The organism is Achromobacter maghribensis, assembly GCF_057334215.1.
This window is the reverse complement of record NZ_JBHFII010000025.1, coordinates 34,980-37,347: the sequence shown is the minus strand read 5'-3', so window position 1 is coordinate 37,347 and position 2,368 is coordinate 34,980. Positions and strand designations below refer to the sequence as shown.

Genomic DNA, 2,368 nt, shown 5'->3' with positions numbered 1-2,368 from the left:
CGGCCCGCCCGGCCGCGGCAGCGGCCCCGGCGCCCGTCGCCATGCCAAGCGTTCCACCCGCCGCCGCGCCGGCATCCGTGATGCCGTGTGCGCCCGCGCCGGCCATGCCGATGCCCGCGATGCCTGCCCCTGCCGCCGCCGCGCCGTCGATGGCCCGGATGCCGGATGCGCCGCTGCGTGCCGCGCCGGCCATGCCGGCCGCCGCGTTGCCCACTGACACCGCGGCCGGTCTGCAAGATGCGATCAGCGCATTGCGCGGCGCGCTGGAAACCCGCATGGACGGCCTGCTGTGGGGCGGCCGGGCGGGATCAGGCCGCGAACCCGCGGCCGCCGCGCTGTTCCGCAGTCTGCTGGACGCGGGCTTCAGCACGAAGCTGGTCCGCACCTTGGTGGAACGCCTTCCCCAAGGCATGGGGGCCGACGCCGCGCAAGCCTGGGCGCGCAACGAACTGATGACGCACTTGCCCGTCGTCGCGTCCGAAGATGAATTCCTGGCCGGGGGCGTGTACGCGTTGGTGGGCCCGACCGGTGTTGGCAAGACCACGACGCTGGCAAAATTGGCCGCCCGTTGCGTGGCGCGAGAGGGCCGCGACCAGGTTGCGATGCTGACCACGGACTTGTTCCGGATTGGCGCGCTTGAACAGTTGCAGATCTACGGCCGGCTGATGGGCGTGCCCGCGCACTCCGTGCGGGATGCCGCCGAGCTGCGCCGCATCCTGGCGGAGCTGGGCAACCGCAAGATCGTGCTGATCGACACCACGGGTATCAGCCAGCGCGATCGCCTGGTGGCCGAGCAGGCCGCCATGCTGTGCAACGCCGGCAAGCCGGTGCGCCGCCTGTTGGTGCTGAACGCCGCCAGCCAGGGCGACACACTGGATGAAGTGGCCCATGCGTATCGCAACGGCGTGGGCGAGGACGTGGCCGGCTGCATCATCACGAAGCTGGACGAGGCCACGCGCCTGGGCGCGGCGCTGGACACGGCGATCCGCCACCGGCTGCCGATCCACTACATGTCGGTCGGGCAAAAGGTGCCCGAGCACATGGAACTGGCGCGTGCCGACGTGCTGATCGACCGCGCGTTCGCGATGGTCGAGCGCGCGCGGGCGCTGTACACGCCCAGCGAGGCCGACCTGGCGTCCCTGGCGCCGGCCGCCCGCGAGGCCGAGGCGGTGGATCCGGCGCGCCGCCGGCAGTTGCTGGCCTCGGCGATTCTGCGTCCGCAGGGCGGTTCGGCCTCGATCACGGCCGCGCAGAACCTGGATGACACGATCTCGATGCTGGACAGCGATCCGGCGTGCGCGCAAGCGCGCGCCTCCTGGCGCGAGTATGTGGCCGATGGCGCGGGCGCGAGCCTGGCGGCATTGGGCGACGCGCCGCTGGCGATGGTACGGCGTGAATTCTCCGCCGCCTGCCACCGCCACTTGCTGGTCGTGCATGGCAAGACCACGATGAAGGGCGAAGGCCTGCCCGGCGGCACGTTGTTCGGCGCTTTACTGATGAGCGATCGCGGTGCCGCGTTGGCTGCGCCTGCACAACAGTTGGCGTTGGCGCACGGCATGCTGACGTCGTTTGCGCCTGCGGCGTCGGGCCAGCCCGATGCCGGCCTGGCGCTGGAATCCCGAGTGCGCTGGCTGGGTGAGCAGTTGCCGCGTCTGCCGCTGGTGCACATGCTGGAGGCCGGCACGTCCGGCCTGTGGCAGTCACTGAACGGGCAGGGCGTGTCGTGGGTCGCGCGCTGCGCGGGTGGCATGCGCGTGATCCAGGACGAATGCCCCACGAACCTGAACGCCGTCGGCAAAAGCGTTGGCTACCTGCCGGTGGGCCAACCGGGCGACATGCCCGGCCTGCTGGCCGACAATGGGGGCAAGCGCGTGCCGCTGGCGCTGTGGGCGTCGGGCACCGAAGTGGCCTTGCCCGGCAAGAGCGGCGGGGCGCCGATCCGTCTGGTGTGCGCCCGCTTGATCGATACGGACAGCGGCGAGATCGCCGCGCAGTTGTTTGGCTTGACGAACCTGCCGGCGGCGCAAGCCGATGCCGCCACCGTGGCGCGTTGGCTGGTGCTGCAGGATGAGGCGCGCGCGGGCTTTCGCTATATGGCCAATGCGTGGCAGGCGCTGCCTGCCGTCGATGGCGCGCATACGCTCGCGCGCCAGGCTCTGATGGCCGGCCAGTTGGGCGCCGCTTGCTGGCAGATGGCGCATTCGCCATCCGCCGATGTGGTGCGCGGACCGCTGTCGGGCATCGTGGGATCGGAACGCAAGCTGTCGGGCCGCATGCTGCCGGTGGCGATCTTGAAAATGTTCGCGATGCTGGAGATGACGGGCGGCGCGTGATGTCCTGGATGTCCTGGCCATGAAAAAGGCGGCGC

General features: G+C 70.9%; 1 protein-coding gene. It reads left to right on the top strand.

The window, feature by feature from the left end; translation table 11 throughout:
* Window positions 1–41: 41 nt before the first annotated feature.
* Window positions 42–2,333, top strand: a complete 2,292-nt coding sequence (gene flhF / locus ACE039_RS10835) for a flagellar biosynthesis GTPase FlhF (RefSeq protein WP_485822354.1) — start codon at window positions 42–44, stop codon at window positions 2,331–2,333.
* The last annotated feature ends 35 nt before the right edge of the window (window positions 2,334–2,368 follow it).